Source organism: Bradyrhizobium sp. AUGA SZCCT0169 (assembly GCF_018130085.1).
GTDB lineage: Bacteria > Pseudomonadota > Alphaproteobacteria > Rhizobiales > Xanthobacteraceae > Bradyrhizobium.
This window is the reverse complement of record NZ_JAFCMC010000011.1, coordinates 137163-161847: the sequence shown is the minus strand read 5'-3', so window position 1 is coordinate 161847 and position 24685 is coordinate 137163. Positions and strand designations below refer to the sequence as shown.

General features: G+C 63.7%; 26 protein-coding genes, 1 tRNA gene and 1 pseudogene. 18 read left to right on the top strand and 10 right to left on the bottom strand.

The window, feature by feature from the left end; all coding sequences use genetic code 11:
- Positions 1-21: 21 nt before the first annotated feature.
- From JQ609_RS15725 to JQ609_RS15715, 3 genes are all read right to left on the bottom strand, one after another.
- Positions 22-1221 carry an adenylate/guanylate cyclase domain-containing protein gene (locus JQ609_RS15725; RefSeq protein ID WP_212274074.1) on the bottom strand — a complete coding sequence of 400 codons (1200 nt, stop codon included), beginning with the start codon at positions 1219-1221 and terminating at the stop codon, positions 22-24.
- Positions 1222-1346: 125 nt separating this feature from the next.
- Positions 1347-2357, bottom strand: a complete 1011-nt coding sequence (gene pdxA / locus JQ609_RS15720) for a 4-hydroxythreonine-4-phosphate dehydrogenase PdxA (protein WP_212274073.1) — start codon at positions 2355-2357, stop codon at positions 1347-1349.
- Positions 2354-3637: a four-carbon acid sugar kinase family protein gene (locus tag JQ609_RS15715; RefSeq protein ID WP_312014860.1), complete on the bottom strand. Its 1284-nt coding sequence runs from the start codon at positions 3635-3637 to the stop codon at positions 2354-2356. Before JQ609_RS15715 ends, pdxA begins: the two co-directional genes overlap by 4 nt.
- A gap of 399 nt (positions 3638-4036) precedes the next feature.
- Between JQ609_RS15715 and JQ609_RS15710 the strand changes: the two genes are divergently transcribed.
- Both JQ609_RS15710 and JQ609_RS15705 read left to right on the top strand, forming a co-directional pair.
- Entirely contained in the window at positions 4037-5209 is a 1173-nt protein-coding gene (locus JQ609_RS15710; protein ID WP_249128041.1) for a patatin-like phospholipase family protein, read from the top strand.
- On the top strand, positions 5209-5877 hold the full coding sequence (locus JQ609_RS15705) for a PepSY domain-containing protein (protein ID WP_249128039.1): 669 nt from the start codon (positions 5209-5211) through the stop codon (positions 5875-5877). Before JQ609_RS15710 ends, JQ609_RS15705 begins: the two co-directional genes overlap by 1 nt.
- A 125-nt stretch (positions 5878-6002) precedes the next feature.
- Here JQ609_RS15705 and JQ609_RS15700 read toward each other — a convergent pair whose 3' ends face one another.
- Entirely contained in the window at positions 6003-6695 is a 693-nt protein-coding gene (locus JQ609_RS15700; protein ID WP_212274071.1) for a DUF2270 domain-containing protein, read from the bottom strand.
- A gap of 132 nt (positions 6696-6827) precedes the next feature.
- Here JQ609_RS15700 and JQ609_RS15695 point away from each other — a divergent pair, with 132 nt between their 5' ends.
- Positions 6828-7226 (top strand): hypothetical protein, encoded by a 399-nt coding sequence (locus tag JQ609_RS15695; RefSeq protein ID WP_212274070.1) that lies wholly within the window; start codon positions 6828-6830, stop codon positions 7224-7226.
- Positions 7227-7231: 5 nt separating this feature from the next.
- Here the strand turns inward: JQ609_RS15695 and JQ609_RS15690 are convergent.
- Positions 7232-7308: transfer RNA gene (locus tag JQ609_RS15690), tRNA-Pro, on the bottom strand.
- Between the two features lie 68 nt (positions 7309-7376).
- Here JQ609_RS15690 and JQ609_RS15685 point away from each other — a divergent pair.
- From JQ609_RS15685 to JQ609_RS15670, 4 genes are read left to right on the top strand one after another with little or no spacing between them, the layout of a single operon-like run.
- Positions 7377-8369, top strand: a complete 993-nt coding sequence (locus tag JQ609_RS15685) for an L-threonylcarbamoyladenylate synthase (RefSeq protein WP_212274069.1) — start codon at positions 7377-7379, stop codon at positions 8367-8369.
- A 26-nt stretch (positions 8370-8395) separates the two neighbouring features.
- Positions 8396-9823 (top strand): FAD-binding oxidoreductase, encoded by a 1428-nt coding sequence (locus tag JQ609_RS15680; protein ID WP_212274094.1) that lies wholly within the window; start codon positions 8396-8398, stop codon positions 9821-9823.
- A complete protein-coding gene (locus JQ609_RS15675) occupies positions 9820-10281 on the top strand; it encodes a GNAT family acetyltransferase (RefSeq protein WP_212210942.1) in 462 nt (153 codons plus the stop codon). The genes JQ609_RS15680 and JQ609_RS15675 overlap by 4 nt, the downstream gene beginning before the upstream one ends.
- A 12-nt stretch (positions 10282-10293) precedes the next feature.
- Positions 10294-10875 (top strand): NUDIX domain-containing protein, encoded by a 582-nt coding sequence (locus JQ609_RS15670; protein ID WP_212274068.1) that lies wholly within the window; start codon positions 10294-10296, stop codon positions 10873-10875.
- 53 nt (positions 10876-10928) lie between these two features.
- On the opposite strand, the gene JQ609_RS15665 is transcribed toward JQ609_RS15670, so the two are convergent.
- Positions 10929-11687: an SOS response-associated peptidase gene (locus tag JQ609_RS15665; protein WP_212274067.1), complete on the bottom strand. Its 759-nt coding sequence runs from the start codon at positions 11685-11687 to the stop codon at positions 10929-10931.
- A 62-nt stretch (positions 11688-11749) separates the two neighbouring features.
- Between JQ609_RS15665 and JQ609_RS15660 the strand changes: the two genes are divergently transcribed.
- The 5 genes and pseudogenes from JQ609_RS15660 (at position 11750) to JQ609_RS15640 (ending at position 14355) form a co-directional block, all read left to right on the top strand.
- Complete coding sequence (locus JQ609_RS15660) at positions 11750-12265, top strand: hypothetical protein (RefSeq protein ID WP_249119608.1); 516 nt, start codon at positions 11750-11752, stop codon at positions 12263-12265.
- Between the two features lie 91 nt (positions 12266-12356).
- Positions 12357-12776, top strand: coding sequence for an NUDIX hydrolase (locus tag JQ609_RS15655; RefSeq protein WP_212274066.1), 420 nt, complete (start codon positions 12357-12359; stop codon positions 12774-12776).
- A gap of 138 nt (positions 12777-12914) precedes the next feature.
- Complete coding sequence (locus tag JQ609_RS15650; protein ID WP_212210950.1) at positions 12915-13292, top strand: TIGR02301 family protein; 378 nt, start codon at positions 12915-12917, stop codon at positions 13290-13292.
- Positions 13282-13997: pseudogene (locus tag JQ609_RS15645) on the top strand (HAD family hydrolase). Before JQ609_RS15650 ends, JQ609_RS15645 begins: the two are co-directional and overlap by 11 nt.
- A gap of 91 nt (positions 13998-14088) precedes the next feature.
- Complete coding sequence (locus JQ609_RS15640; protein WP_212211061.1) at positions 14089-14355, top strand: hypothetical protein; 267 nt, start codon at positions 14089-14091, stop codon at positions 14353-14355.
- 127 nt (positions 14356-14482) lie between these two features.
- On the opposite strand, the gene JQ609_RS15635 is transcribed toward JQ609_RS15640, so the two are convergent.
- Positions 14483-15817 carry a dihydroorotase gene (locus JQ609_RS15635; RefSeq protein ID WP_212274065.1) on the bottom strand — a complete coding sequence of 445 codons (1335 nt, stop codon included), beginning with the start codon at positions 15815-15817 and terminating at the stop codon, positions 14483-14485.
- Between the two features lie 162 nt (positions 15818-15979).
- On the opposite strand from JQ609_RS15635, the gene JQ609_RS15630 reads away from it, so the two are divergent.
- The 6 genes from JQ609_RS15630 to JQ609_RS15605 all read left to right on the top strand — a co-directional run bounded on the left by JQ609_RS15630 (position 15980) and on the right by JQ609_RS15605 (position 22373).
- A complete protein-coding gene (locus JQ609_RS15630) occupies positions 15980-16861 on the top strand; it encodes a folate-binding protein YgfZ (RefSeq protein ID WP_212274064.1) in 882 nt (293 codons plus the stop codon).
- 10 nt (positions 16862-16871) lie between these two features.
- Entirely contained in the window at positions 16872-17498 is a 627-nt protein-coding gene (locus JQ609_RS15625) for a DNA-3-methyladenine glycosylase I (protein WP_212274063.1), read from the top strand.
- Entirely contained in the window at positions 17495-18118 is a 624-nt protein-coding gene (locus tag JQ609_RS15620; protein ID WP_212210960.1) for an HD family hydrolase, read from the top strand. The genes JQ609_RS15625 and JQ609_RS15620 overlap by 4 nt, the downstream gene beginning before the upstream one ends.
- A 265-nt stretch (positions 18119-18383) precedes the next feature.
- Entirely contained in the window at positions 18384-18572 is a 189-nt protein-coding gene (locus tag JQ609_RS15615; protein ID WP_212035417.1) for a DUF3606 domain-containing protein, read from the top strand.
- A 440-nt stretch (positions 18573-19012) separates the two neighbouring features.
- The gene (locus tag JQ609_RS15610; protein WP_212274062.1) at positions 19013-19519 is read left to right on the top strand and encodes a tyrosine phosphatase family protein; all 507 of its coding nucleotides are present in this window, start codon (positions 19013-19015) and stop codon (positions 19517-19519) included.
- A 136-nt stretch (positions 19520-19655) separates the two neighbouring features.
- Positions 19656-22373 carry a DUF2339 domain-containing protein gene (locus JQ609_RS15605; protein WP_212274061.1) on the top strand — a complete coding sequence of 906 codons (2718 nt, stop codon included), beginning with the start codon at positions 19656-19658 and terminating at the stop codon, positions 22371-22373.
- A gap of 184 nt (positions 22374-22557) precedes the next feature.
- On the opposite strand, the gene JQ609_RS15600 is transcribed toward JQ609_RS15605, so the two are convergent.
- The 3 genes from JQ609_RS15600 to JQ609_RS15590 all read right to left on the bottom strand — a co-directional run bounded on the left by JQ609_RS15600 (position 22558) and on the right by JQ609_RS15590 (position 24668).
- A complete protein-coding gene (locus JQ609_RS15600) occupies positions 22558-22791 on the bottom strand; it encodes a DUF6894 family protein (RefSeq protein ID WP_212210966.1) in 234 nt (77 codons plus the stop codon).
- 138 nt (positions 22792-22929) lie between these two features.
- Positions 22930-23517: a hypothetical protein gene (locus tag JQ609_RS15595; protein ID WP_212210968.1), complete on the bottom strand. Its 588-nt coding sequence runs from the start codon at positions 23515-23517 to the stop codon at positions 22930-22932.
- A gap of 164 nt (positions 23518-23681) precedes the next feature.
- Complete coding sequence (locus JQ609_RS15590; protein WP_212274060.1) at positions 23682-24668, bottom strand: MDR family oxidoreductase; 987 nt, start codon at positions 24666-24668, stop codon at positions 23682-23684.
- Positions 24669-24685 lie beyond the last annotated feature (17 nt).

Below are 24685 nucleotides of genomic sequence, written 5' to 3'. Positions count from 1 at the left end.
CGCACGGACATGGATCGGCATTCAGCCGTGATACGCGTACAGCTCGATTGGGTCGTTGAAGCCGCGCACCGGATGTTCGCCGACGCGTTCGAGATCGAAATCGCTCTCGACGAAGTCTGCGAACGCGCGGGACAGCAGCACCGTTTTCCCCAATTGCTTGGTGAGGGCTTCGAGGCGCGACGCCATGTTGACCGCCGGACCGATAACCGTGAAGTCGAGCCGGCTGCGCGACCCGATATTGCCGTACATGACGTCGCCGACGTGAACGCCGATGCCGTAGTTCAGCGGCGCACGGCCGGTTTCGCTGTTCTTTTCGTTCAGCGCCGTCATGGCCTGACGGGCCTCAGTCACGGCATGCAGCAGATTTGCGCAGGCCGAAGGCTGGCTGAGCGGAAAAATGGCGAGCAGACCGTCGCCGATGAATTTCAGTATTTCGCCGCCATGCCGCGCGATCGGCTCCGACATCGCGTCGAAATAGCCGTTCAGGAGATCAATGACGTCATCGCGCGGCCAGTTGTCGGAGATCCGGGTGAAATCACGTAAGTCGCAGATCATGATGGCGGCGCGAACCGTCGTCCCGGTTCCGCGCCTGGTGGCGCCCGCCAGAATCAGTTCGCCGGCGTGCGATCCGACATAGGTTTCCAGCAGCGTACGCGCCAGCCGGTTCTTGACCCGGATTTCACTAACCAGGGCCAGCACCGGCAACAGTTTCAACAGGCCTGCGATATGCGCAGCGTCGAAACCGCCTGGTCGGTCGGTTGCGAAGGTCACGATGTGCCGCTTGCCGAGCGTATGATACAGCGGCCACGCCACATAGTCGCTCAAGCCTTTCGCCCGCATCTCGTCATAGACGGCGTGCTTGCGGCCGAGCGCAGGATCACGCTCGAGATTCTCGCGCACCTCGGTGACACCGTCATGGATTTCGTTGGCGGGACTGCCGATATATTCGGAACGCTCCTGGACATCGTAATCAACCCGCGCAATCTCGGCCTCGCGCATCCCGTCTTCCCACATGATCCGGGCGCCAAGCCATTGCGGATGGTGGATCAGGATATGAAGCGACGCCCGCTTGACGGGAATGTCCGCTTGCTGAAGCCGGATGCACATTTCGGCGAAAATATTGTCGATGAAGCGCTGATCGCGCGTGCCGTTGGTCAGCCAGTGCACGACGTCACCGCCGGATTGCGCTGTGACGGGATCGATATTCGACGGCGCGTCCATACTTACTCCTGAGCGGTAACGTGGATCGATGGTGCGGGATATGTGTTCCCGCTCGACAACGTCAATGGAGGCCGCCGCAATTTGCCTGCGCGATCGGGAACGCCGGTTTAATCACCCATACTTAGTCACACACGATCGCGGAGATCCGCGTCCGGCGCCAGATCGGCCGCCTGCCGCAGCGCCTCGATCAGGCTGCGCTCATCCGCGATACCCTTGCCCGCAATGTCGAAAGCCGTGCCGTGATCGACCGAGGTCCGGATCACGGGCAAGCCGACCGTGATGTTAACGCCCGCTTCCAGTCCAAGTACCTTGATGGGGCCGTGACCCTGATCGTGGTACATGGCAACAACCATGTCGTAGTCGCCGCGGCCGGCCAGGAAGAACAGTGTGTCCGCCGGCAGCGGGCCGCGCACATCCCAGCCACGGCGCTGGCAGGCATCAATCGCGGGCGCGATCTTCGCCGCTTCCTCGCCACGACCGAACAACCCGTTTTCGCCGGCATGCGGATTGATCGCACAAACACCAATTCTTGGATTAGCGATACCGGCGCGTACCAGTACGCCGTGTCCGCGCGAGATCACGCGTTCGACGAGGCCGGGCTCGATCTTCTCGATCGCGTCGAGAAGACCGATATGCGTGGTGACGTGGATGACGCGGAGCTTCGATGACACCAGCATCATCGAGACTTCGGGCGTTCCGGTGAGATGCGCCAGCAATTCGGTGTGGCCCGGAAACTTGTGGCCGGCTGCGTGAAGAGCTTCTTTCGATAGCGGCGCGGTGCAGATCGCCTGCGCGTCGCCTGCCTGCACCACCTCGACGGCCTTTTCGATGCAGCGATAGGCGACCTCGCCTGCTGCTGCCGACACCTGGCCGAACGGCAAATCGTCCGGCACCAATTTCAGGTCCAGGCATTGCACGGCGCTTGCGGCAAAGTCCGCCTGCTTGGCATCGCCGAGTGCATCGACCGCAACCGACGCGCCGACAAGCCGGCCTGCCTTGCGCAGCCGGTTGGCGTCGCCGATCACGAGCGGATTGCAGATCGCCCGCGTCGCCTCCTGGGCCAGCGCCTTCATGATCACTTCGGGGCCGATGCCGGCGGGATCGCCCATCGTGATCGCAATCGTCGGGCGGCTCATGCAAAACTTCCTCTGGTTCGAACGGCGTGAAGGCGCTCGTTGATGCGTACAAGACTATCCGCGTCGCCGAATGCGCCCGCCTTGGTGACGACAGGAACGGACAGCGAGCCCAGCGTGAGGCCGAGCGACACGCCGGGCTCAATCTCGTCGGCAAGACGGATAGCGTTGACACCAAGGCCCGACAAGAGCGCTGCCGCGGTTTCGCCGCCCGTTACCGCAATCGCACCGATCACGGGCGCGGCGACTTGCAGCGCTGTCGCGAGATTGTGGGCCAGAAGCGGCCCTGCCGACATGTTTGGAGAATCGTTCAGCGATATCTCGACGAGAGCATCGCCACCATTAGCAAGACGCGCCATCACTCCGGAAGCAAGTTCCGCGCGATCGACATCATTTCCAGCCAGGGCTTTCGGCTCGACCGGAAAATATGCGGCCGTTCCCGTCTCTCTCAAGCGGCGCGCCGCGATACGGGAGGCACCGGCGAGCGAACCGACGACAGTGAGCGTTCCGAACTTGCCGGCGGGAATACGCAGCGCTTCGCTGTCGCCACGACCCTCCAGATTCGCCAGCGCATGCGCAAGACCCGCGCTGCCGATGAAGACGCTCGCGGGCGATGCATGCAGCCCCGCCTCCGCGATCAGGGCCAGATCGTTCTCGGTCTCGGCGTCACAGATGGCAACCACGGTGGCCGACCGATCCGCCATCGTTGCGAACCTGGCTCGCAGATCGCCCCCACGCACAGCGGCAAGCGTGACCTTCTCGCCGCAAATCCCGGCGGTAGCGAGAACGTCGTCGAGATCGGCATTCGGATAGGTGTGATCGCGCCGCCAGAGCTCGGTTTCTTCCAAGGCCGCGCCGTGAACGAGGACTCGGCCATCGACGGTGGTACGGCCGGTCGCCGGAAAGGCTGGTGCCAGCACGGCAAATATCCGCTCGGCCCCTGACTTCAGATGGGCAAGCGTCGCGGCCAGTTCCGCCGCGGGCTGTCCCCGCAACGTTGAATCGATTTTCTTGAACAGCGCGCGTTCGGACATCGGCAAGCGTGCCAGCACGCCGAGATGGCGCGCCGCAGCGGCCTCGGACGAAAGACCGCGGCTTGCGACGTCATGGGCCCAAACAGCTGCTTGGCGATGCGACGGCTTTGTGGCGTCGCCCCACGTCACGACCGCCTCACGCCCCATCCTGCCGAAGGCAATGGCGCAGTCGGCGGCTCCGGTCAGATCGTCTGCAAGGATCAGCCAGTGACGGGCCATCCTTGCGCGGTCGGTGATATGCTTCGTCACTCCCAGACCCTACCCTATTTGCCGTCTGCTGCCGTGCGCAGAGGCTGGATCCTTTCATCAAACAAGGTAATTTAATACCGCAAGCTTGACCCACTATTGACTTCTGAGCCAGTCAACTTTAGTAAGTGATTACTCACTTGATTGGCTTGGATGTGTCTTATGGCGTCAAAGTGGCCCTGTCTCCGGCGATGCGGCCGGATGCGTACAAGGGAGTCCGGTCCAGGCGGGAGCCGCGGCGGTCCAGCAATCGCGGGCGCCTGACGGAGCGAATCGTCGCCGCATCCTGATGGCCCCAATGGCGAAGCGGCCCGCGATGCCCGCGGGTTGCCCCTGAGCGCTCCCTTCCAATCCGGAAATGTCATGAACTGCATCGGTCTTCGGACATCCGTAGCCTTGGCCATGGTTTCAGCGCTCAGCCTTATCACCGCCGGATGTTCGTCGCTGCCGAGGACGCCGCACAGCGTTGCGGAGGCATCCTCCGCGCGCGTGCTCGATCTGACGGATCTGCGCCGCTACGCCGACGAGCCCGCCGCCACATTCCGGCAATATCCCGCACCAGCCGTGCTGCGCGGACCGCGCACCTATCTTGCGTTATCCGGTGGCGGGGCCGACGGCGCCTATGGCGCCGGTGTGCTGATCGGCTGGACCGACACCGGCAGGCGTCCCGCGTTCTCGATCGTGTCTGGTGTCAGCACCGGCGCGCTCATCGCCCCATTCGCGTTCCTCGGTCCCGGCTATGACGCGACCTTGCGTGAGCTCTACACCAGCGGCATCGCCGAGAGCCTTCTCGACGCACCGAACCCGTTCAATGCCATCTTCGGGGCGGGCCTGTTCGGCAACGCCCGGCTGCGCGAACTGGTGGCCAAATATATCGATGCCGATTTCGTCGCGGCGGTCGCAGCCGAACATGCCAAGGGCCGGCGGCTGCTCGTCGTCACGACCAATCTCGATTCGCAGCGCACCGCGATCTGGGACATGGGGCGCATCGCCTCGCTCCCCACGCCCGCGGCGCTGAACCTGTTCCGGGACGTCGTCGCCGCATCGGCCAGCCTGCCCGTGGTGTTTCCGCCGATGCTGGTCACCGCGGAAGCCAACGGCAAGCGTTTCGAGGAGATGCATGTCGACGGCGGCGTGACCGCGCCTGTCCTGACGCTGCCGGAGGCCTACCTGCTGCACGATGCCAAGCCGGGCAAGCTGGACAATCTGCAGCTCTACATCCTGATCAACAACAAGGTAGAGCGTGAATTCAAGCTGGTTCGCAATGCGACCGTCGAAATCGCCGCGCGGTCGTCGTCGACGATGACAAAAATCCAGACCCGCTCGATTCTGTACAGCACCTATATCTTCGCCCGCCGCAACAAGTTCGGATTCAACCTGACTTACATCGAGGGCGATCAGCCGGCTTCGCCGACCTCCGGCTTCGACACCGCCTATATGCGCGCGCTGTTCCAGTACGGTTACGACAGGGCGCGCGGCAACCGTCTCTGGTCGGTCTCCCCGCCGCCCGACGAATTGGAACCTGCGCCGATGTCCGGCGTATCAATCAGGCGGCAACTCGCCAGCGGCAATTGATGTCAGCCCCGACTTTTACCCCCTGCACGTGCGAACAACGAAAGCAGCCGATGTCAAACAAGCAACGATTTGCGGTCATCCTTCTCTCCCTCCTCGCGCTTGTTCCGCCATATGCGATACCCCCGTTATCGGCCACGCAGGCCGCTCAGGAGGAAGGCGCGGAGGGCGAGCGCATTCACCAGGAGGCGGTGAACCGCGAGCTCGAGGCATTCCGTGCGGCACAGCTATCGCTGCGCCAGGCGATGGGAATCGCTGAAAAGCGGCACGCCGGTTCGAGAACCGCGGATATCAGCTTCGATGGCGCCTCGGGCTCCCCGGTTTATCGTGTCAAGACGGTCCAGGATAACCGTCTCTGGGAACATGCGATCGATGCAAAAACCGGCGACACGATCGGCGCGGAAACAGTGTCGCATTTGAAGGACCTCAATCCGGACGACCGGAACAACGTCATGGCATTGCGGACCATCCGGCAAGAGCTGTCGGACGCCGTCATCATCGCGGAACAGGTAGCGTCGGGACGAGCCATTGGCGGAAGCCTGATGGACGACAATGGCAAACTCAATTTCGTCATCGTCGTGGTGAGCGGCGGCAGCGATCTGAAGCAGGTCGTTCTCGAACCTCCGCAAGCAAAAGGCCGGGGATCGAACGCCCGCCATGGATCGCGATGATTCAATCACACCACGGCGAACACCATTCGATCCCGTCGCTGCGTGAAGGTCGTGCAGAAAAAATCTGCTGACATCTTCGTTGCTTGCAGCCCCACCTCCAGGATCGAAAGACATGCCTGCACGCCTCACACGTGAGCATCGCCATGCGCGAGTTCGCCCTGGCGGCCACCAGTCCTCAATGCAGCGATGACGATCCAGCCGTAAAAAGCCACCATGACCGCCGATATGATCCAGCCGGAAACCGGACCCACGCCGGCATTCCTGACCCAATCGTGGAAGGTGAGAGCCGGTGGGACCTCGCCGCTGAAGGAGGGAAAGGTCACTTTGAGCGCCCATGCGCCGAGCAGGATCAGGAATATCCAGATGTAGTTGCGTCGCAACCTTCGCGACACGGCCTCTGCCATCGACATCGCGAATGTCGGCGCGAGGAGATCGGCAGCCATGATGCGCTGCCAGTCCTCCTCCGCTTTCACGCCGGGATCAAACAGTTTGGCGTAGTAATTGCGCTCCAGCCGGCGCACGCGAGACCGATAGACGTCGAAGAAGCGATAGCGCCGCGACTCAATCATCAGCAGGAAGAATGCCAACACCATCGCAAACATCAGCACGCGGTGGTGCGCATTCGACGTCGAAAGCGAGACCGAGAGCATCGCGGCGACCAGCGTAATGGCCCAATTGGTGGTCCGGTCGATGCGATCTCGCCATCCGGCCATGCGGGCAATCTCGGCCCGATGGAAATGAGCGAATGCAGTTATGAACTCGCTGGGAGATGAAGGAAAATAGATGCGGCCGATTTCGCGTCTTTCCGGTTCCTGCATTTTCATCTCCCTGTTTCGAATTCATCACGGCGATCGGCCGGCAACAACGGCCCATCAGCGTGTCAGGCACCGATGCATCATCGATAAGCTCGCGATCGAGATCGGCCGCATCGTACGCTTCGCTTAAGGGACGTGCAGGCCAAAATCCCGGACTTCGGTTTCGAGCCGCTGGGTGACACGACCGAACCCTTCGCGGCGTTTGTGAAAGCCCAAGCGCAGCGCTGGACAGCGGCCGTCAAGGAAGTAACACCGGGTGGAGGATTCGATGACGGCTTCATCATTGATGATGACCGCATCTTGGTGAAGGGCGCCGGTCCCGAGGACCGCATCAATGCAACGTTGATTCGCCATACGCTCGGAGAACGTCGCGCGAGTGCCCGGGCTCAATGGGCTCCTGACGACCTTCTCCTGCACCATCGCGCGCGTGATGAAGACCGTCTCGTGCGCCCCGAAAATGCTGCGTGCATTTTGCGTGCAAAACCGGGATTTTTGGTCAATAAGAGGCCGCGAGAGGGTCGCGCAAGCCGTTGATTAAATGGTCGGAGTGGCAGGATTCGAACCTGCGACCCCTGCGTCCCGAACGCAGTGCTCTACCGGGCTGAGCCACACTCCGACTAAGAACGCGGCTTATAGCTGCCGGTTTCGGTCACCGCAAGGCACCGATTTGAGGAATTAATCCCTGTGAATACAAGCCTGAAAACGTCGGTTTTGCCCGCCAATGAGGCCGCGGTGGCCTCTGCCGCGCATTGTTTGCGTGAAGGCGGGCTGGTCGCCTTCCCGACCGAGACGGTTTATGGGCTGGGAGCGGATGCCACCAATGCGGCTGCAATCGCCCGGCTATACCAGGCCAAGGGCCGGCCGGCCTTCAATCCGCTGATCGCCCATGTCGACGATCTCGCCGCGGCGCGCGAAATCGGCCGTTTTGACACGGCGGCCTTGCGGCTGGCCGGCGCGTTCTGGCCGGGGCCGCTGACGCTGGTCCTGCCGAAAACCGAACATTGCGCGGTCGCCGAGCTCGCCACGGCGGGACTCGAGACCGTCGCGATCCGGATCCCGGCGCACCCGGTGGCGCGCGACATCCTGCGCGTGTTCGGCCGGCCGGTGGTGGCGCCGTCGGCCAATCTGTCCGGGCACGTCTCGCCGACGACGGCGGCCCATGTGCAAAGCGACCTGGAGGGGCGGATTGACCTGATCGTCGATGGCGGCGCGGTCGCGGTCGGCGTCGAATCGACCATTGTCGGGATTTTCGACGAACCGATGCTGCTGCGGCCGGGCGGCCTGCCGCGCGCCGACATCGAGCGCGTGCTGGGCCGCGCGCTGAAGCAACCGCCTGCGGACGCCGAGAGCGACAGCGCCCAGCCGCTGGCGCCGGGCATGCTGGCGTCCCATTATGCTCCGAGAACACGTGTGCGGCTCGGTGCAATTCAGATCGAGCCCGGCGAAGCGCTGCTGGCGTTCGGCAGCGATGCAGTTTCGGGAATTGACGCCGCCGCCGCGGTGATGAATCTGTCCCTGCGCGGCGACCTCAGCGAGGCCGCCGCCAATCTGTTCGGCTTTCTTCGCGCGCTCGACAGCAAGGCTGCGCAAACCATCGCCGTGATGCCCATTCCCAACGACGGACTGGGCGAGGCCATCAACGACCGGCTGCGCCGCGCCGCAGTCGGGCGGGAGTGAATCGGACGGGAGTGAAAGACCAGACCATGAATATCGTGCAGCCTGCCGCGCCACAGTTTCCGCCCGAACTGATCGCGAAATTCCGCGCGATCGTCGGCGACAAATATGCGGTGACGGATGCTGCCGATATCGCGCCCTACGTCACCGAGGAGCGCGATCTGTTTCATGGGCGCTCGCCGCTGGTGTTGCGGCCGGGATCAACAGCGGAAGTCTCCGAAATCTGTAAACTCGCCACCGCGCATAAAATCGCGCTGGTTCCGCAGGGCGGCAATACCGGGCTGGTCGGCGGCCAGACGCCGCATAATGGCGAGGTCGTCGTCTCGCTGCGGCGGCTCGATAAAATCCGCGAGGTCGATGCCGCCTCCAACACCATGACCTGCGAGGCCGGGGTGGTGCTGCAGGTCGCCCAGCAGCGCGCCCGCGACGTCGACCGGCTGTTTCCGCTGTCGCTCGGCGCCGAAGGAAGCTGCACCATCGGCGGCAATCTCTCGACCAACGCGGGCGGCACGGCCGCGCTCGCCTACGGCGTGGCGCGCGAGATGGCGCTCGGCCTGGAAGTGGTCTTGGCCGACGGGCGGATCCTGAACTCGCTGTCGAAGCTGAAAAAGGACAATACCGGCTACGATCTGCGCAATCTCTTCATCGGCGCCGAAGGCACGCTCGGCATCATCACGGCGGCGACGCTAAAACTGTTCCCAAACCCGCGTGCGATCGAGACCGCCTATGTCGGCCTGCAATCGCCGGCGCAGGCGCTGAAGCTGCTCTCGATCTCGCAGAACGAGGCAGCCGGCAGCCTGACCAGCTTCGAATTGCTAGCCGATATCGCGGTGGATTTCAGCATCCGTCACGGCATCGACATTCGGGATCCCCTCGAGAGCAAGCATCCCTGGTACGTGCTGATGGAGTTGTCGTCCTCACGCGATGATGCCCGCGACGCGCTGGAAGCGATCCTGGCCAAGGGCATGGAAGAAGGTATCGTCGATGACGCGGTAATCGCGGCGAACCTCAGCCAGCGCTCGGCGTTCTGGAAGCTGCGCGACGAGATGTCGGCGGCGCAGAAGCCGGAAGGCGGCTCGATCAAGCACGACATCTCCGTGCCGGTCGCCGCCGTGCCCGATTTCATTGCAGAGGCCAACGCGGCGGTGGTGAAGTTGATCCCGGGCTCACGGCCGGTGCCGTTCGGCCATCTCGGCGACGGCAACATCCATTACAATGTCAGCCAGCCGGTCGGCGGCAACACTGCGGACTTCCTGGCGCGCTGGCACGAGGTCAACGAGGTCGTGTTCGCGATCGTGCTGCGGATGGGCGGATCGATTTCCGCCGAGCACGGCATCGGCGTGCTCAAGCGCGACGAACTGCCTGACGTCAAAGACAAGGTCGCGATCGAACTGATGCGGAGCATCAAGGCGATGCTCGATCCACTCGGCATCATGAACCCCGGCAAGGTTCTGTGAACGCATCAGCGCCAAAGCCGCTTCCGCCACTCGCCATCGCGCCGATCGCGGACGCCGACATTCCCGCCGTCGTCGCGCTGTGGCAGGCGTGCGGACTGACGCGGCCGTGGAACGATCCGGCATCCGACATCGCGCTGGCGCGGCGCGGGCCGAATTCGACCGTGCTGATCGGCCGCGACGGCGGCGCCATTGTGGCGACCGCCATGGCCGGCCATGACGGCCATCGCGGCTGGGTCTATTACGTCGCGACCGATCCGGAACGCCGCGGCCGCGGCTATGGCCGCGTCATCATGAACGCGGCTGAAGATTGGCTGCGCGCGGCCGGCATGGCCAAGGTGCAATTGATGGTCCGGCGCGAAAACGCCCAGGCCGGCGAATTCTACCAGTCGATCGGTTATGCCGAGGCACAGACGATCGTTTTCGCCAAGTGGCTCGACGGCCGCGCGCCTACGCCTTGATCAAGGAATGCCATGACCATCTCCGACCGCATCCGCATCAAAGACGAGCGTGTCCTCTCCCATGCCCGGTACCTGTTGAAGAGCATCACGCTCGACTACCGCCGCGGCAACGGCGAATGGCAGACGCAAACCCGCGAAGTCTATGATCGCGGCAACGCCGCGGCCTTGCTGCCGTATAATGTTGCCTTGCGCACCGTGGTGCTGGTGCGGCAGTTCCGTTTGGCGGCCTATGTCAACGGCCATGACGACCTCCTGATCGAAGCCGCCGCCGGCATGCTCGACGATGCTTCGCCTGAGGAACGAATCCGCGCCGAGGCCGAAGAGGAAACCGGCTATCGCCTCCACGACGTCAAGAAAGTGTTCGAGGCCTTCATGAGCCCGGGCGCGGTGACCGAGAAACTGCACTTCTTTGTCGCCGAGTATGAAGCCTCGATGCGGATCGGCAGCGGCGGCGGCCTCGCCGACGAGGGCGAGGACATCGAGGTGCTGGAATTGTCGATTGATCAGGCACTCGCGATGATCGCCGATGGCCGCATCGCGGATGCCAAGACGATTATGTTGTTGCAATATGCGGCACTGAATATTTTCAGGTGAGTTGTCGCTCCGGAGTAGCTGTCGTCCCGGCCTTGCGCCGGGACGATGCGGAGTTAGAACAAACTCCCCTGCCCTTCATCCTCCTCCGCCACCGCCGCCGCCTTGCGCACAGCCTTCGGCTTCGGCGCCTCCGCCGCACGCTCTTCTTCCGTGATCGGCAGCAGCAATTGTGCGTCGTCATTGGCGACGCGATTGACCCGCGTCGAAATCTCGTGCCAGGCGAATTCTCCTTCCGCGGGGCCGGTCAACAACGCCATGACGTCGTCGGCGTCGAAGGCCCGACCGTCGAGCCAGCGTTCGAATTCATCGGGCGCGATCGTCACGGGGACGCGGTGATGCAGCGCCGCCAGATCGCGGCTGGCCGGCGCGGTGACGATCGCAACGCTGTCGACCTCCTCGCCATTCGGCCCCATCCAGGTCTCGGCCAATGCGGCAAAGCCGACAGGCCTGCCATCGCGGCGGTGAATGAAGAACGGCCGTTTGCGGCCGCTCGAATCCTGCCATTCGTAATAGCCGTCGGCCGGGATCAGGCAGCGCCGCCGCTTGATGGCGTTCTTGAAGGCGGGCTTTTCCCGCACCGTCTCGGAGCGGGCGTTGATCAGCAGCGAGAACTTGCGCGGGTCCTTGACCCAGGCCGGCACCAGGCCCCAGCGCATCAACCGGAAATGCCGGCCGCCATTCTCCAGCATCACCACCGGAATCGGCTGGGTCGGAGCAATATTGTACCGCGGCGGGAAATTGGGCTGCTCAACGTAGCCGAAGAGCTGCCTAAGTGCCGCCGGCGGCGAGGTAATTACGAAACGTCCGCACATAATCTAACCCGAATGGGGGTACGTTTAATCCCTTTTAACCCCAGTTGTTAACACTGGAACAGATGAGCTTACCGGCCGCCACAGAAGCGCGACCCGATCGCCCGACACCGCCGCCACGCACGGGCCCCATCGATGAGGCCCGCGCCGCGCTTCTGCGCGCCGCCAACATCAATCCCCGCACCGGGCTGGCCACCGACTATCTGAATCATTTCAACGAAGCCATCATGCTGCTCGAGATGGTTCCGGACATGCCGGAATGCGCCGAGGATTTTCTGACCTGGAGTCCGCTGTCCTACGCCGAGCACTTCTGGGCTTCCAATTTCAAGGCCCGCGATCTCGCGATCGAGGCCTACGAATTGGCCGACCCCAAGATTCGCACCGAGTTCGACAAGGTCGCCAACACCATGACCTCGATCCTGACCGCGGTAGGCTCGGCGATGCGCGAAGCCCGCCAGGACAAGACCCGTGCCACGCTCGCCGAGCAGGCCACCGGCTGGGTCAAGCCGCTGGTGGCGCAGGCGGGCGGCATCATCAACGGCGCCACCGAGGCCGACGTCGAAACCATCATGTCGAACTAAGGCCTGACCTGACGGCAGTGCATTAGACCTCCGCGCATCGATCGGGCATGATCCGGCCCCAAAACCGTCCACCACTTTCCCGGATCAAGCCTTGGACTCCTCCCCGCCACCCATCCGCCCGCAACTCGCCGTCAGCGGCGCGATCTTTCGCGACGGCAAGGTTCTGCTGGTCCGGCGCTCGCGCTCGCCGAGCAAGGGCTTCTATTCGTTCCCCGGCGGCCGGGTCGAATTCGGCGAATCGCTGCATACGGCGCTGCATCGCGAGGTCGACGAGGAAACGGGCTTGCGAATCGAGATTTTGGAGTTGGCCGGCTGGCGCGAAGTGCTGCCGGGAACCGGCGGCGGCGGGCATTATTTGATCATGTCATTCGCGGCACGCTGGACCGCCCGGGAGCCGGTCCTGAACGACGAGCACGATGACTTTGGATGGTTCGACCCCGATGCGCTCGGCGATCTCAAGGTCACCGGCGGCCTCCTGGAGGTCATCGCAGCGGCACGGAAGCTCATTTAGGCCCGAATTGTCTCGGCTCCTTGTTTCGACGCGTTTTTTTTGACGCGAACCGGCACCCACTTCGCTCGAAAACGCTATGTTCCCCGCCTTGCCACCGGCGCATTGAGGGGGCATATCGGGCGGGTTCTGGACCCCCAAATGCGCAAGCACTTTTTCGCCGTCCTCATCCTCATCTCGGCCTGCCAGCTGGCGCCCGCGCGGGCCCAGGATGGCGCCGCGCCGTTCGACCGCGATTTGCAGCGGCTGGCCGAAATCCTCGGCACGCTGCACTATTTGCGTGGCATCTGCGGCAACAATGAAGGCGCGAAATGGCGCAACGAAATGCAGGCGCTGGTCGACGCCGAAACGCCTTCGGGCGAACGCCGCGCGCGCATGATCGCCGGCTTCAACCGCGGCTATAACGGCTTTCAGCAGACCTATCGTACCTGCACGCCCGCCGCCTCGATCGCGATCCGCCGCTACATCGAGGAAGGCTCGAAAATCTCGCGCGACCTGACTGCCCGCTATGCGAACTGACCTGCCCCTCGACGCAATCTATTTCGATCTCGACGGCACGCTGACCGATCCAAAACCCGGATCACCCGTTCGATCCAGTATGCGCTGCAAAAGCTCGACCATCACAGCGTCCCGACCGAGGACGAACTGACCTGGTGCATCGGCCCGCCGCTGCGCGCCAGTTTTGTCAGACTGCTGGGCGCGGAAGATTCCGCCGACCGCGCCGTGTCGCTGTACCGCGAGCGGTTTTCCGACGTCGGGCTGTTCGAGAACGGCGCGTATGACGGGATCAGCGAAGTGCTGACGAAGCTCCGCCAGTCCGGCCACCGGTTGTTTGTCGCCACCAGCAAGCCGCATGTGTTCGCGACGCGCATCGTCGAGCATTTCGGGCTGCGGCATCATTTCGAGCATGTGTTCGGCTCCGAACTCGACGGCACCCGTGTCGACAAGTCCGATCTCCTGGAATACGCGCTGAAGACTGCTTCGGTCGATCCGGCCAAGACGCTGATGATCGGCGACCGCAGCCACGACATGATCGGCGCCAGGAACAACGGCATACAGGCAATCGGCGTGCTCTACGGCTATGGCAGCAGGGACGAACTGATCGGAGCCGGCGCGCGGCATGTCTGCGCCACGCCGCAGGCCATACTCGACTGCATTTCCCGGGATTTTTCTGCGGAACCCGCGAGCCCGTCAAATGCCGGGAGCGGCGTTAACCTTTCTTAAAGATGTGGCCTAGCAGGCCCTGCGGCGCATGCTACAGCTTGGCGATCAGATGCGCTCCGCTGGGGAACGCGCGCAACGTCTGTCGAGTTTCATGAGCCATCCTGCGTCCTATTCGCTTCACCGCGATCCGCTGCCCGACCACGAACAGAAGCAGGCTGCGCTCAGCTACCTCCATGAGGCCTGGGCCGAGGCGCGCCACGATGGCGTCGACGGCGACTGCCTGGCGCAGGCCAGCCTGTTCACGGCGCTGGCCGAACTGGTCTCGACCTATGGCGAGGACGCGGTGGCGAAATTCGTCGAAGGGCTTCCCGCGCGCGTACGCAATGGCGAGTTTTCGTTGGCGCTGGCGCGGCAGTAAGCCATCACACACTCCGCTGTCGTCGCCCGCGAAGGCGGGCGACCCAGTATTCCAGAGACGTCAGCGATTGAATCGATAAGCCGCGGCGTACTGGGTCACCCGCCTTCGCGGGTGATGACAAGTGTGGCTACACCCTCAACGTCTCCAGGAACCGCACCGGCTCGCCGGTCGATGGCGTCATCAGTTCGCCCTGCCACATCACGCGCTTGCCGCGCACGAAGGTGCCGACGGGCCAGCCGGTCACGCGCATGCCGTCATAGGGCGTCCAGCCCGCCTTCGAGGCCACCCATTTGTTGGTGATGGTCTCAGAGCGCTTGAGATCGACGACGGTGAAGTCGGCATCATAGCCGGCGGCGATGCGGCCCTTGGTCGTGATGTTGTAGAGCCGCGCCGGACCGGCGCTGGACAGATCGACGAAGCGCGCCAGCGACAGCCGCCCGGCGTTGACGTGGTCGAGCATGACAGGCACCAGCGTCTGCACCCCCGTCATGCCCGAGGGCGAGGCCGGATAGGTTTTTGCCTTCTCCTCCAGCGTATGCGGCGCGTGGTCGGAGCCGAGCACGTCGATGATGCCCTGCTCGATGCCGTACCAGATGCGGTCGCGGTGATCGGCCGAGCGCACCGGCGGGTTCATCTGGGCGTGGGTGCCGAGCCGCTCGTAGCATTCGGGCGCCACCAATGTGAGATGGTGCGGCGTCGCCTCGCAGGACGCGACGTCCTTGTGGTCGCGCAGATAGTCGATCTCCTGCTTGGTCGAGATATGCAGCACGTGAATGCGCTTGCCGCTCTCGCGGGCAATATTCACCAGGCGCTGCGTCGCCATCAGCGCCGCGGTCTCGTCGCGCCACACCGGATGCGAACGCGGATCGCCTTCGACGCGCAGCGACTTGCGCTCGTTGAGGCGGTATTCGTCCTCGGCATGGAAGGCGGCGCGGCGCTTGATGACCGCAAAGATCCGCCGCAGGCTTTCGTCGTCCTCGACCAGCAGCGCGCCGGTCGACGAGCCGATGAACACCTTGACGCCGGCGCAGCCCGGCGCGCGTTCCAGTTCCGGCAGATCGGCGACATTGTCGCGGGTGCCGCCGATGAAAAACGCAAAGTCGCAATGCATGCGATGATGGGCGCGCTTGATCTTGTCGCTGAAGGTCGCCTCGGTGACGGTCAGGGGATCTGTGTTCGGCATTTCGAACACCGCGGTAACCCCGCCCATCACGGCGCTGCGCGATCCTGTTTCCAGATCTTCCTTCTGGGTCAGGCCCGGCTCGCGGAAATGCACCTGGGTGTCGATCACACCGGGCAGGATGTGCAGGCCCTTGCAGTCGATCGTCTCGGCGGCGGACGCCTGCCCGAGCCCGCCGATCGCGGCGATCCGGCCATTGGAAATGCCGATGTCGCGGATGGCCTCGCCGTCCTGATTGACCACGGTGCCGGATTTTAGAATGGTATCAAATCGCTGATTCATCGGTCCTCGACGCCCGTTTTAGGCTGCCTCTCGGGCTTGTTGACGGCACCTTAGCGCCTTAACTTCCCATGTGATATCCGCCACCTGTGTTTCCCCAGGAACTTGAACGAGTACTTGAACTAGAAGTTCGAGAAGAACCTCCAAAATAGGCCTTTTCAGCGCATGAAAGCAGCGTTTCTTACCGACCGGGGCGTAATCAAGGTCTCAGGCGAGGACGCCCGCAATTTCCTCAATGGCCTTGTCACGACCGACGTCACGCTGCTGCGGCCGGGCCTTGGCCGGTTCGGCGCGCTGCTGACGCCGCAGGGCAAGATCACCGCCGATTTCCTGATCACGGAGGCTCCCAGCGGCCATGGCGGCGGGTTCCTGATCGACGTGCCGCGCCCCTTGGCAAAAGGCCTCGCCGACAAGCTCGGTTTCTACAAGCTGCGTGCCAAGGTCGCGGTGGAAAACCTCTCCGACAGCCTCGGCGTGCTCGCTGTGTGGGACGGCGAGCCTGACATGAAGCCCGATCTTTCGTTTACCGACCCGCGCAACGAAACGCTCGGCTGGCGCATCCTGGTTCCCGAAGAGCTCAAGCAGAAGGTCGCCGATTTGATCGGTGCAGAGCTTGTCGATGAAGCCGCCTATGAGGTCCGCCGCGTCGCCGCGGGCGTGCCGCGCGGCGGGCTCGATTTCATGTACAGCGACGCGTTTCCGCACGAAACCAATATGGACCGCCTGCACGGCATCGATTTCGACAAGGGCTGTTACGTCGGGCAGGAAGTGGTATCGCGGATGCAGCATCGCGGCACCGCGCGCACCCGCGCGGTTCGGGTCACGCTGGAAGATTTCTCGCCCGAGGCCGGCATCCCCGTTGTCGCCGGCGACAAGCCGGTCGGCACCATGGGGTCGACCGCCGGCGGCCACGGCATCGCGCTGCTGCGGACCGACCGCGTCGCCGACGCGCTCGACGCCGGCCTAGCGTTGTCGGCCGGCGGGCTTGCGATCCGCCTCACCGATCCGAACGACGTGCGCACACCGCCGAAGCAGACCGTCGCATGAGCAAAATCCTATGAGCCGCTCCGCACGCCTGCACGCCGACGGCAAGACCCGCTGCCCGTGGCCGGGCGAAGATCCGTTCTACATGGCCTATCACGACACCGAATGGGGCGTACCTGAGTATGACGACCGCGCGCTGTATGAAAAGCTGATCCTCGACGGCTTTCAGGCCGGCCTTTCCTGGATCACGATCCTGCGCAAGCGCGAGAACTTTCGCAAAGCGTTCGACGATTTCCAGCCGGAGAAGATCGCGCGCTACAACGAGAAGAAAGTCCACACGCTGATGAACGATGCCGGCATCGTTCGCAACCGCGCCAAGATCGAAGGCGCCGTCAACAGCGCCAAGGGCTATCTCAAGATCATGGAAGAAGGCGCGGGCTTCTCGAAGTTTTTGTGGGACTTCGTCGACGGCAAGCCGAAGGTGAACCAGTTCAAGACCACCGCCAGCGTGCCGGCATCGACGCCGCTGTCGATCAAGATTTCCAAGGAGCTCGGCGCGCGCGGATTCAAGTTCGTTGGCCCGACCATCGTCTACGCCTTCATGCAGGCCACCGGCATGGTCAACGACCATCTGGTCACGTGCTTCTGCCACGAGACCTGCAGCGGCCAACATCGCAAGCCCCGCCTCAAGGTCAAATGACGTCAAGAAGAACATCCGGCAAATCGTCCGATGTCTCGACCCGGGCCTGGCAGCGCATGCTGTCGGGACGGCGGCTCGATCTGCTCGACCCCTCGCCGCTCGATATCGAGGTCGCCGATATCGCCCATGGCCTCGCGCGTGTCGCACGCTGGAACGGCCAGACCAGCGGCGCGCATATCTTTTCGGTGGCGCAGCACACGCTCCTGGTCGAGGCCGTATTGCGCCAGCAGATGCCGCGCGTCGATATCAAATTCCGGCTCGCCGCATTGCTGCACGACGCACCTGAATATGTCATCGGCGACATGATCTCGCCGTTCAAGGCCGTGATCGGCGGCGACTACAAGGTGGTGGAGAAGCGCCTGCTGGCGGCGATCCATATCCGCTTCGGCCTGCCGCCGGTACTGGCGGATGCCATCACCCAGGCGATCAAGGCCGCCGACCGCGGCGCGGCCTATCTCGAAGCCACCCATCTGGCAGGCTTTGCGGAGGCCGAAGCCAAGCGTCTGTTCGGCAAGGATCCCGGCCTGCCCGAACCAACTGTGCGCGAATATCTGACACCATGGACCGCAGCCAAGGCCGAGAAGCAGTTTCTGGCGCGGTTTGGCGCGGTGGCATCGTAGGCGTTGCGTTCCGAACTCCATCAACGCGTCGTCCCGGCCTTGAGCTCAGATGCGCAATTGCGCATCGGGGGACCCATACCGCGTGATCTTTCAATAGAAGCTCTGTAGCAAAGACCTTCCGCAAAACTTCTTGCTGTGATTATGGGTCCCGGCTCAAGGCCGGGACGACAGCGGTGCTGTTGCACCGTGGAGGCCCTCCCACGGCATAGTTCGCATCAAGCGGAACCGAGTATCGATAGCGCCGTTTCTTCCGTGGAGGATGGCTATGAGCGGTCTTACGAAAAAAGAACGACCCGACCGGTCCAAGATCAACATGCGCGATCCGCGTGAGGTCAAATACTGGGCCAAGGCGCTTCGCGTATCCGAAGAGGAGCTTCAGAAGGCGGTGGAGAAGGTCGGCAATTCCGCGGCCACGGTTCGAAAGGAGCTCGGGCTCATCGGCAGTTGGCACTAGCAGCCGATGGGCTGTCGAGCTGGTTCGCTCCGGTGAGGGAAGCGCTTTTTGTCCTGATGAAAAGCGCACTCGCCGGGAACGGGTTAGATGTCAGCGCGTACCGATGCGTTGGTGTCGCAGGCAGAAACCGGAAAAATGCCCACGTCCATCATTCTCCGTTGCGTCCGGTTGACACCCAGCAAGTGCCTTTCTCAACGCTGCTTGATCGATTTGGTTCTCCGGTAGAGCGATCGGTTGATGGGTGAGTGAAATTGCCTCTCCTTGCGCCTTGCCGCATCGCAGCGTTGCAGAACAAAGAGTTCAACGGGCAACTTCGGATGATTTCGCGGCTCTGAAGTCAAAACGCCCGGCGGAACCCGCTTTGACCGGTCCCCACCCGGGCCTATAATGGCGACTCCCCAGGGACGGTCCGCAATGGACACCTCCCCAAGAGGATCGCCATGCTTCACGTCTGCTCGCTCGCCGCCCTTCCCGAAACCGTCAAGGCCACCGGCGCCAGCCATATCCTCACCGTGATGGCCAATGTCGATCAGGTGCAGCGGCCGGAATCGGTGCTCGAGGCCAACCATTTGCGCGTGTCGATGGACGACATCACCGAGGTGATGGACGGCTTTCTGGCGCCGTCGGACGCCCATATCGAGAAGGTGCTGAACTTCGTGCGCGGCTGGGATCGCAGCGCGCCGATGGTGGTGCATTGCTATGCCGGCATCAGCCGATCGACCGCCAGCGCCTTTGCCGCCGCCTGCATGCTCAATCCGCACCGCGACGAGATTTCGATCGCCCGGCAGATCCGCGCCGCCTCGCCGATCGCCCAGCCCAACCGGCTGATCGTCAGCCTCGCCGACAAGGCGCTGGGGCGCGAGGGGCGGATGCTGAGGGCGCTCGATGAGATGGGCCCGGGCAGCATGACCGTCGAGGGCCGCCCCTTCCGCGTGGATCTCGAATAATCTTCTTCGGATAACGTGCTAAAATGCCGCCACCTAGGGGGCGGTTTGAACTTTTTCCGGGCAAAACTGCACTCACAGCATTGCGACGGGCCGCATAGAGGCGGTTAACGTTTCTGCGTGCCCGCCTGGAGGCCTGATGCTCGACGAGTTTGTAATTCTTCCGTTCCTGTTCGCCATTGTCGCCGTTATCATTGCCGTCAAAGCGATGAACGAGATCGGGGAGTTGCGAAGGCGGCTGGACAGGATGGAAGCGGCGGCAGCGCTCGCCAGGGCCGTTCCGCCACCGCTTCCCCAGATGTTCGAGCAAGGCACCGCGCCCGCCTCTCCCGGCGTCGTGGCCGAACCGCCGCCGATCGCGCCCGAGGCTGAATGGACCCCTCCTGCCGCGGGGCCGCAAACCGAAGCGCCGACCGAAACGACAGCGGAAACGGCTGAAGGCCCGCCCGCCGCGCCGCCGCCCTTGCCGCAACCCGATCGCGGTTTCGAGGAAACACTCGGCACCCGCTGGGTGGTGTGGATCGGCGGCCTGACGCTGGCGCTCGGCGGCTTCTTCATGGTGCGCTATTCGATCGAGGCCGGCCTGCTCGGCCCCGGAGTGCGTGTGCTGCTCGGCGGCCTGTTCGCGCTGGCGCTGCTCGCTGCCGGCGAATGGACCCGCCGCAAGGAGAGCATCTCCACGATCGAAGCGACGCCGATCGCCAACATCCCCGCGATCCTGACCGCCGCCGGCACGGCCGTGGCCTTTGCGACCGTCTACGCAGCCTATGCGCTGTACGGCTTCCTGGTGCCCGCCACCGCGTTCATCCTGCTTGGGCTGGTGGCGATGGGCACGCTGGCTGCGGCACTGCTGCACGGGCCGGCACTGGCCGGGCTCGGCATCGCCGCCGCCTTCGTCACCCCGGTCCTGGTCTCCTCCGGCAAGCCGGACTTCTGGGCGCTCTATGTCTATCTCGCGATCGTCACCGCGGCCGCCCTCGGTCTGGCGCGGGTGCGGATGTGGCGCTGGCTTGCGGTCACCACCATCGTGTTCGCGGTGCTCTGGACGCTCCCCTGCCTGCAATGCGGACCGTCGATGGTCGCGCCGCATGTGTTCCATGTGATCGCCGGTTTCATCCTCGCCGCATTGCTTGTCGTGTGCGGCTTCATGTTCGGGCCTTCAGCGCAAGAAGGCGAGATCGAGCCGATTTCGTCCGGCTCGCTCGCGGCGTATCTGCTCGGCGCGACCCTGATCGTGCTGAACAGTTCTCATGCCGACGTCGCGATGGTCGCGTTCGGCCTGCTGGTCGCCGGCAGCCTGTTTGTGGCCTGGCGCACCGAGGCCGCGGTCGGCGCGGTCGGAGCCGCCGCCGGTCTCGTCTTCATCGTGTTCGCCGAATGGGCGATCCGCGCCAACCCTGACATGCTGGTGCTGCCCGGCGGGCCGATCGCGGGCATCGGGCCGAGCGCCACGGATGGTTCTGTTTCGCTGCACCTGATCTCGGCTGCGATCTTCGCCGCCGGATTTGGTGTCGCGGGATTCCTGGCGCAGGGCCGCTCGGCCAGCGCCGTCATCCCGGTGGTCTGGTCGGCTACGGCCGTGTTCACGCCGCTCGCACTGCTGGTCGCGCTCTATGCCCGGATCGCGAATCTCGACCGCTCGATCCCGTTCGCGATCCTCGCGGTAATCCTTGCCGCCGCCTATGCTGCGGCGACCGAGGTCCTGACCAAGCGCGAGGACCGTCCGGGCCTGCAGGCCTCGATCGCGCTGTTTGCCACCGGCGCGCTCGCAGCACTGGCGCTGGCGCTGACATTCGCGCTGGAAAAAGGCTGGCTCACGATCGCGCTGGCGCTGATGTCGGCAGGCACCGCCTGGATCTCGATGCAGCGCCCGATCCCGTTCCTGCGTTCGCTGGCCGCGATCCTCGCCGCCATCGTGGTGCTGCGGATCGGCTACGAGCCGCGCATCGTCGGCCACGCCGTCGGCACCACGCCGATCTTCAACTGGCTGCTGTGGGGTTACGGCATTCCGGCGCTGTCGTTCTGGGCCGGCAGCATCTTCCTGCGCCGCGGCGGCGACGATGCACCGCTGCGCATCGTGGAATCCGCCGCCATCCTGTTCACGGTGCTGCTGGCGTTCATGGAAATCCGCCATGCCGTCAATAATGGCGACGTCTATCGCCCGAGCGCGGGCCTCGCCGAAGTAGCGCTGCAGGTCTGTGTCGCGCTGGCGATGGCGATCGGGCTGGAGCGGCTGCGCCTCCGCACCGGAAGTGTCGTTCACAATGCCGGCGCAATCCTGCTCACCGCCTTTGCAGGCCTGGCTTCCGTGTTCGGGCTGCTGGTGCTGGAGAACCCGATGCTATGGTCGATGATCGATGTCGGCGGCGTCGTCATCAACCTGCTGCTGCTCGGCTATGCCCTGCCCGCGGTGCTGGCGCTGCTGTTGTCCTATGCGGTGGCGGGGCGGCGTCCGGTCGAATACGCCAACACGATCGCGGCAGGCGCGCTAATTCTGGCGCTGGCCTATGTGACGTTTGAAATCCGCAGGATCTATCACGGTCCGGTCATGGCCATCGGTCCGACCACTGGCGCCGAGCAATACACCTACTCGATCGCCTATCTGGCGTTCGGCGTCGTCATGCTCGGGGTTGGCATCCTCTTCAACTCGCAACGCGCGCGGCTGGCGTCAGCGGTCGTGATCGCGCTGACGATCCTGAAAGCGTTCCTGATCGACATGTCGACGTTGACCGGGGTCTACCGTGCGCTGTCCTTTATGTGCCTGGGCCTGGTGCTGGTGGCGATCGGCTGGCTGTATCAGCGGATCCTGTTCCGCAGGCGGGCGGCTACGGCGCCCGCGGTGCCGACAGGGAGTTGATCGGTCGGACCGCGCACCGAACGGAGGAACTTGCCGATCGAAAACTAGAGCTTTGGTTCTGATTGAATCAGAACCAAAGCTCTAGACTCTTGTTTCGACGCGTTTTCTATCGCAGATAAGTCTACGCAATCTGCGCAAACTTGATTGCTATGCGAACCGGTATCCACTTCGCTCGAAAACGCTCCTAGGTGACGGATTCCGCCACGAGGCGGATCCTGAACACCGGCTTCTTGGATTCGTCCAGCATTTCCATCTGCCATTCGGCATTCTGCTTCATGCTGCGCGAAATGCTGCCGAGCAGGTTGCCGGACACCTTGGTCATCTCGGCCCAGGCGGCTTCGCGGCTTTCGAATTCGGAGCCCTGGTCGGATGCGCCAGCGTAGTGCCCGTTGCTGATCCGGAAAAAATACAGCGGCATAGTTGATCTCACGTATGAGCCGCCCCCAGGCCGTCATTGGCCGTCACGGTGGGCTAGACTCGCTACCAAGACGTGAAAACGCCAGCCCGTATGACTACGGGCACACTTTCCCAACTTTGGGCTTCATTTCGCCTGATATCACTCGGTGGAACGGCGCAGCTCCGGCGCGCTTTCGGCCTTCGCCGGCTCCGCCTTCACCGGCTCGAGCTTCGCGGCTTCAACCGCCGGCGTCTCGACTCGAGCCGAGACCTCCGTGCGCGAGGCGTCGGCCGAGCGGGTCTGCGCCGGCGCATGCAGCGAACGCGGCCGCGCCACCGAGCGGGCCATCAGCATCTGCTGCGCGCCCTGGTGGCGGAAATCGCAATAGGCGAAGCCCATGCCCGACACCGATCCCCGGAAGGAGCGGTCATCGCGCTTGTCGAGATTGAAGCACGGCTCGAACGGAAGACCCTTGATGGAAGCGCAAACCGCCTGGCCGCGGATCTGCAGCGTGTTGCCGGGCAGACGCACATGGCGGGTCGGCCCCGCGCCGCTGAATTGAATGGATCCGGCCGCCCCGAGATCGTCGAGCACTCGGCCCGCGCCGCGGGTGCCGTCGAAACAGGTGAAGGCGAAAACCTTGCCGCTCACAAACTTACGGGCTTCATCGGCATTCATCATCCCGGCCAGCGCCGGCACCACCATCGACGTGGCCGTGACGGCCCCCAACACCAAACGCGCAAGCATGCAGCAACTCCACCCTACTGAGCGCGGGCACCCGCCTTGCTAGACATGACCTCCGCGGAAAACCGGTATCCCGTTTTCCGGATCATGCAGGCCTCTTTACCCGCTGCTTACCATACGAACCGTGGCAACATTGGAGCAGCATGGTTGGTAAAGTCTGAACGCCGTTAGAGAATTTTTACCACGATTCGACCGCGGACCTGGCCGGCGAGGATTTTGGCGCCGGCGCCGATGACTTGGTCGAGGCCGATTTCATGAGTAATATCAGCTAGTTTGCCGTGATCCAAATCGTTGGCAAGGCGGCTCCAGGCAAGCTTGCGCTGCTCGATCGGGCACATCACCGAATCGATGCCGAGAAGGCACACTCCGCGCAAAATGAACGGCGCCACCGAAGACGGCAGGTCCATGCCCGCCGCAAGGCCGCAGGCGGCGATGGCGCCGCCATATTTGGTCATCGAGAGCAGGTTGGCGAGCGTGGTCGACCCGACGCTGTCGATGCCGCCGGCCCAGCGCTCCTTGGCCAGCGGCTTTGCCGGGCCTGACAATTCGTTGCGGTCGATCACCTCGGCGGCGCCGAGACCTTTCAAATAATCGGTTTCCGACACCCGTCCCGTGGAAGCGATGACGTGATAGCCGAGTTTCGACAGCACGGCGGTCGCGACCGAACCGACCCCGCCCGCAGCACCTGTCACGACGACGGGGCCGCTTTTGGGCGTCAGGCCGTGCTTCTCCAGCGCCAGCACCGACAGCATCGCGGTGTAGCCGGCGGTGCCGATCGCCATCGCGTCGCGGGTCGAGATGTTGTCGGGCAGCCGCACCAGCCAGTCGCCCTTGACGCGGGCCTTCTCGGCATAGCTGCCGAGATGGGTCTCGCCCATGCCCCAGCCGTTGCAGACCACCCTGTCGCCGGCCTTCCACTGCGGATGGGTGGATTGTTCGACGACGCCTGCGAAGTCGATGCCGGCGATCATCGGGAAGCGCCGCACCACCGGGGCCTTGCCGGTGAGAGCCAGGCCGTCCTTGTAGTTCAGAGTCGACCATTCGACGCGGACGGTGACGTCGCCTTCCATCAATTCGGCTTCGTCGAACTGCGTCAGCGCTGATGTGGTACCCTTTTCCGCCTTGTCGATCCTGATGGCCTTGAATGTTCCCACGGCAACTCTCCCGAACT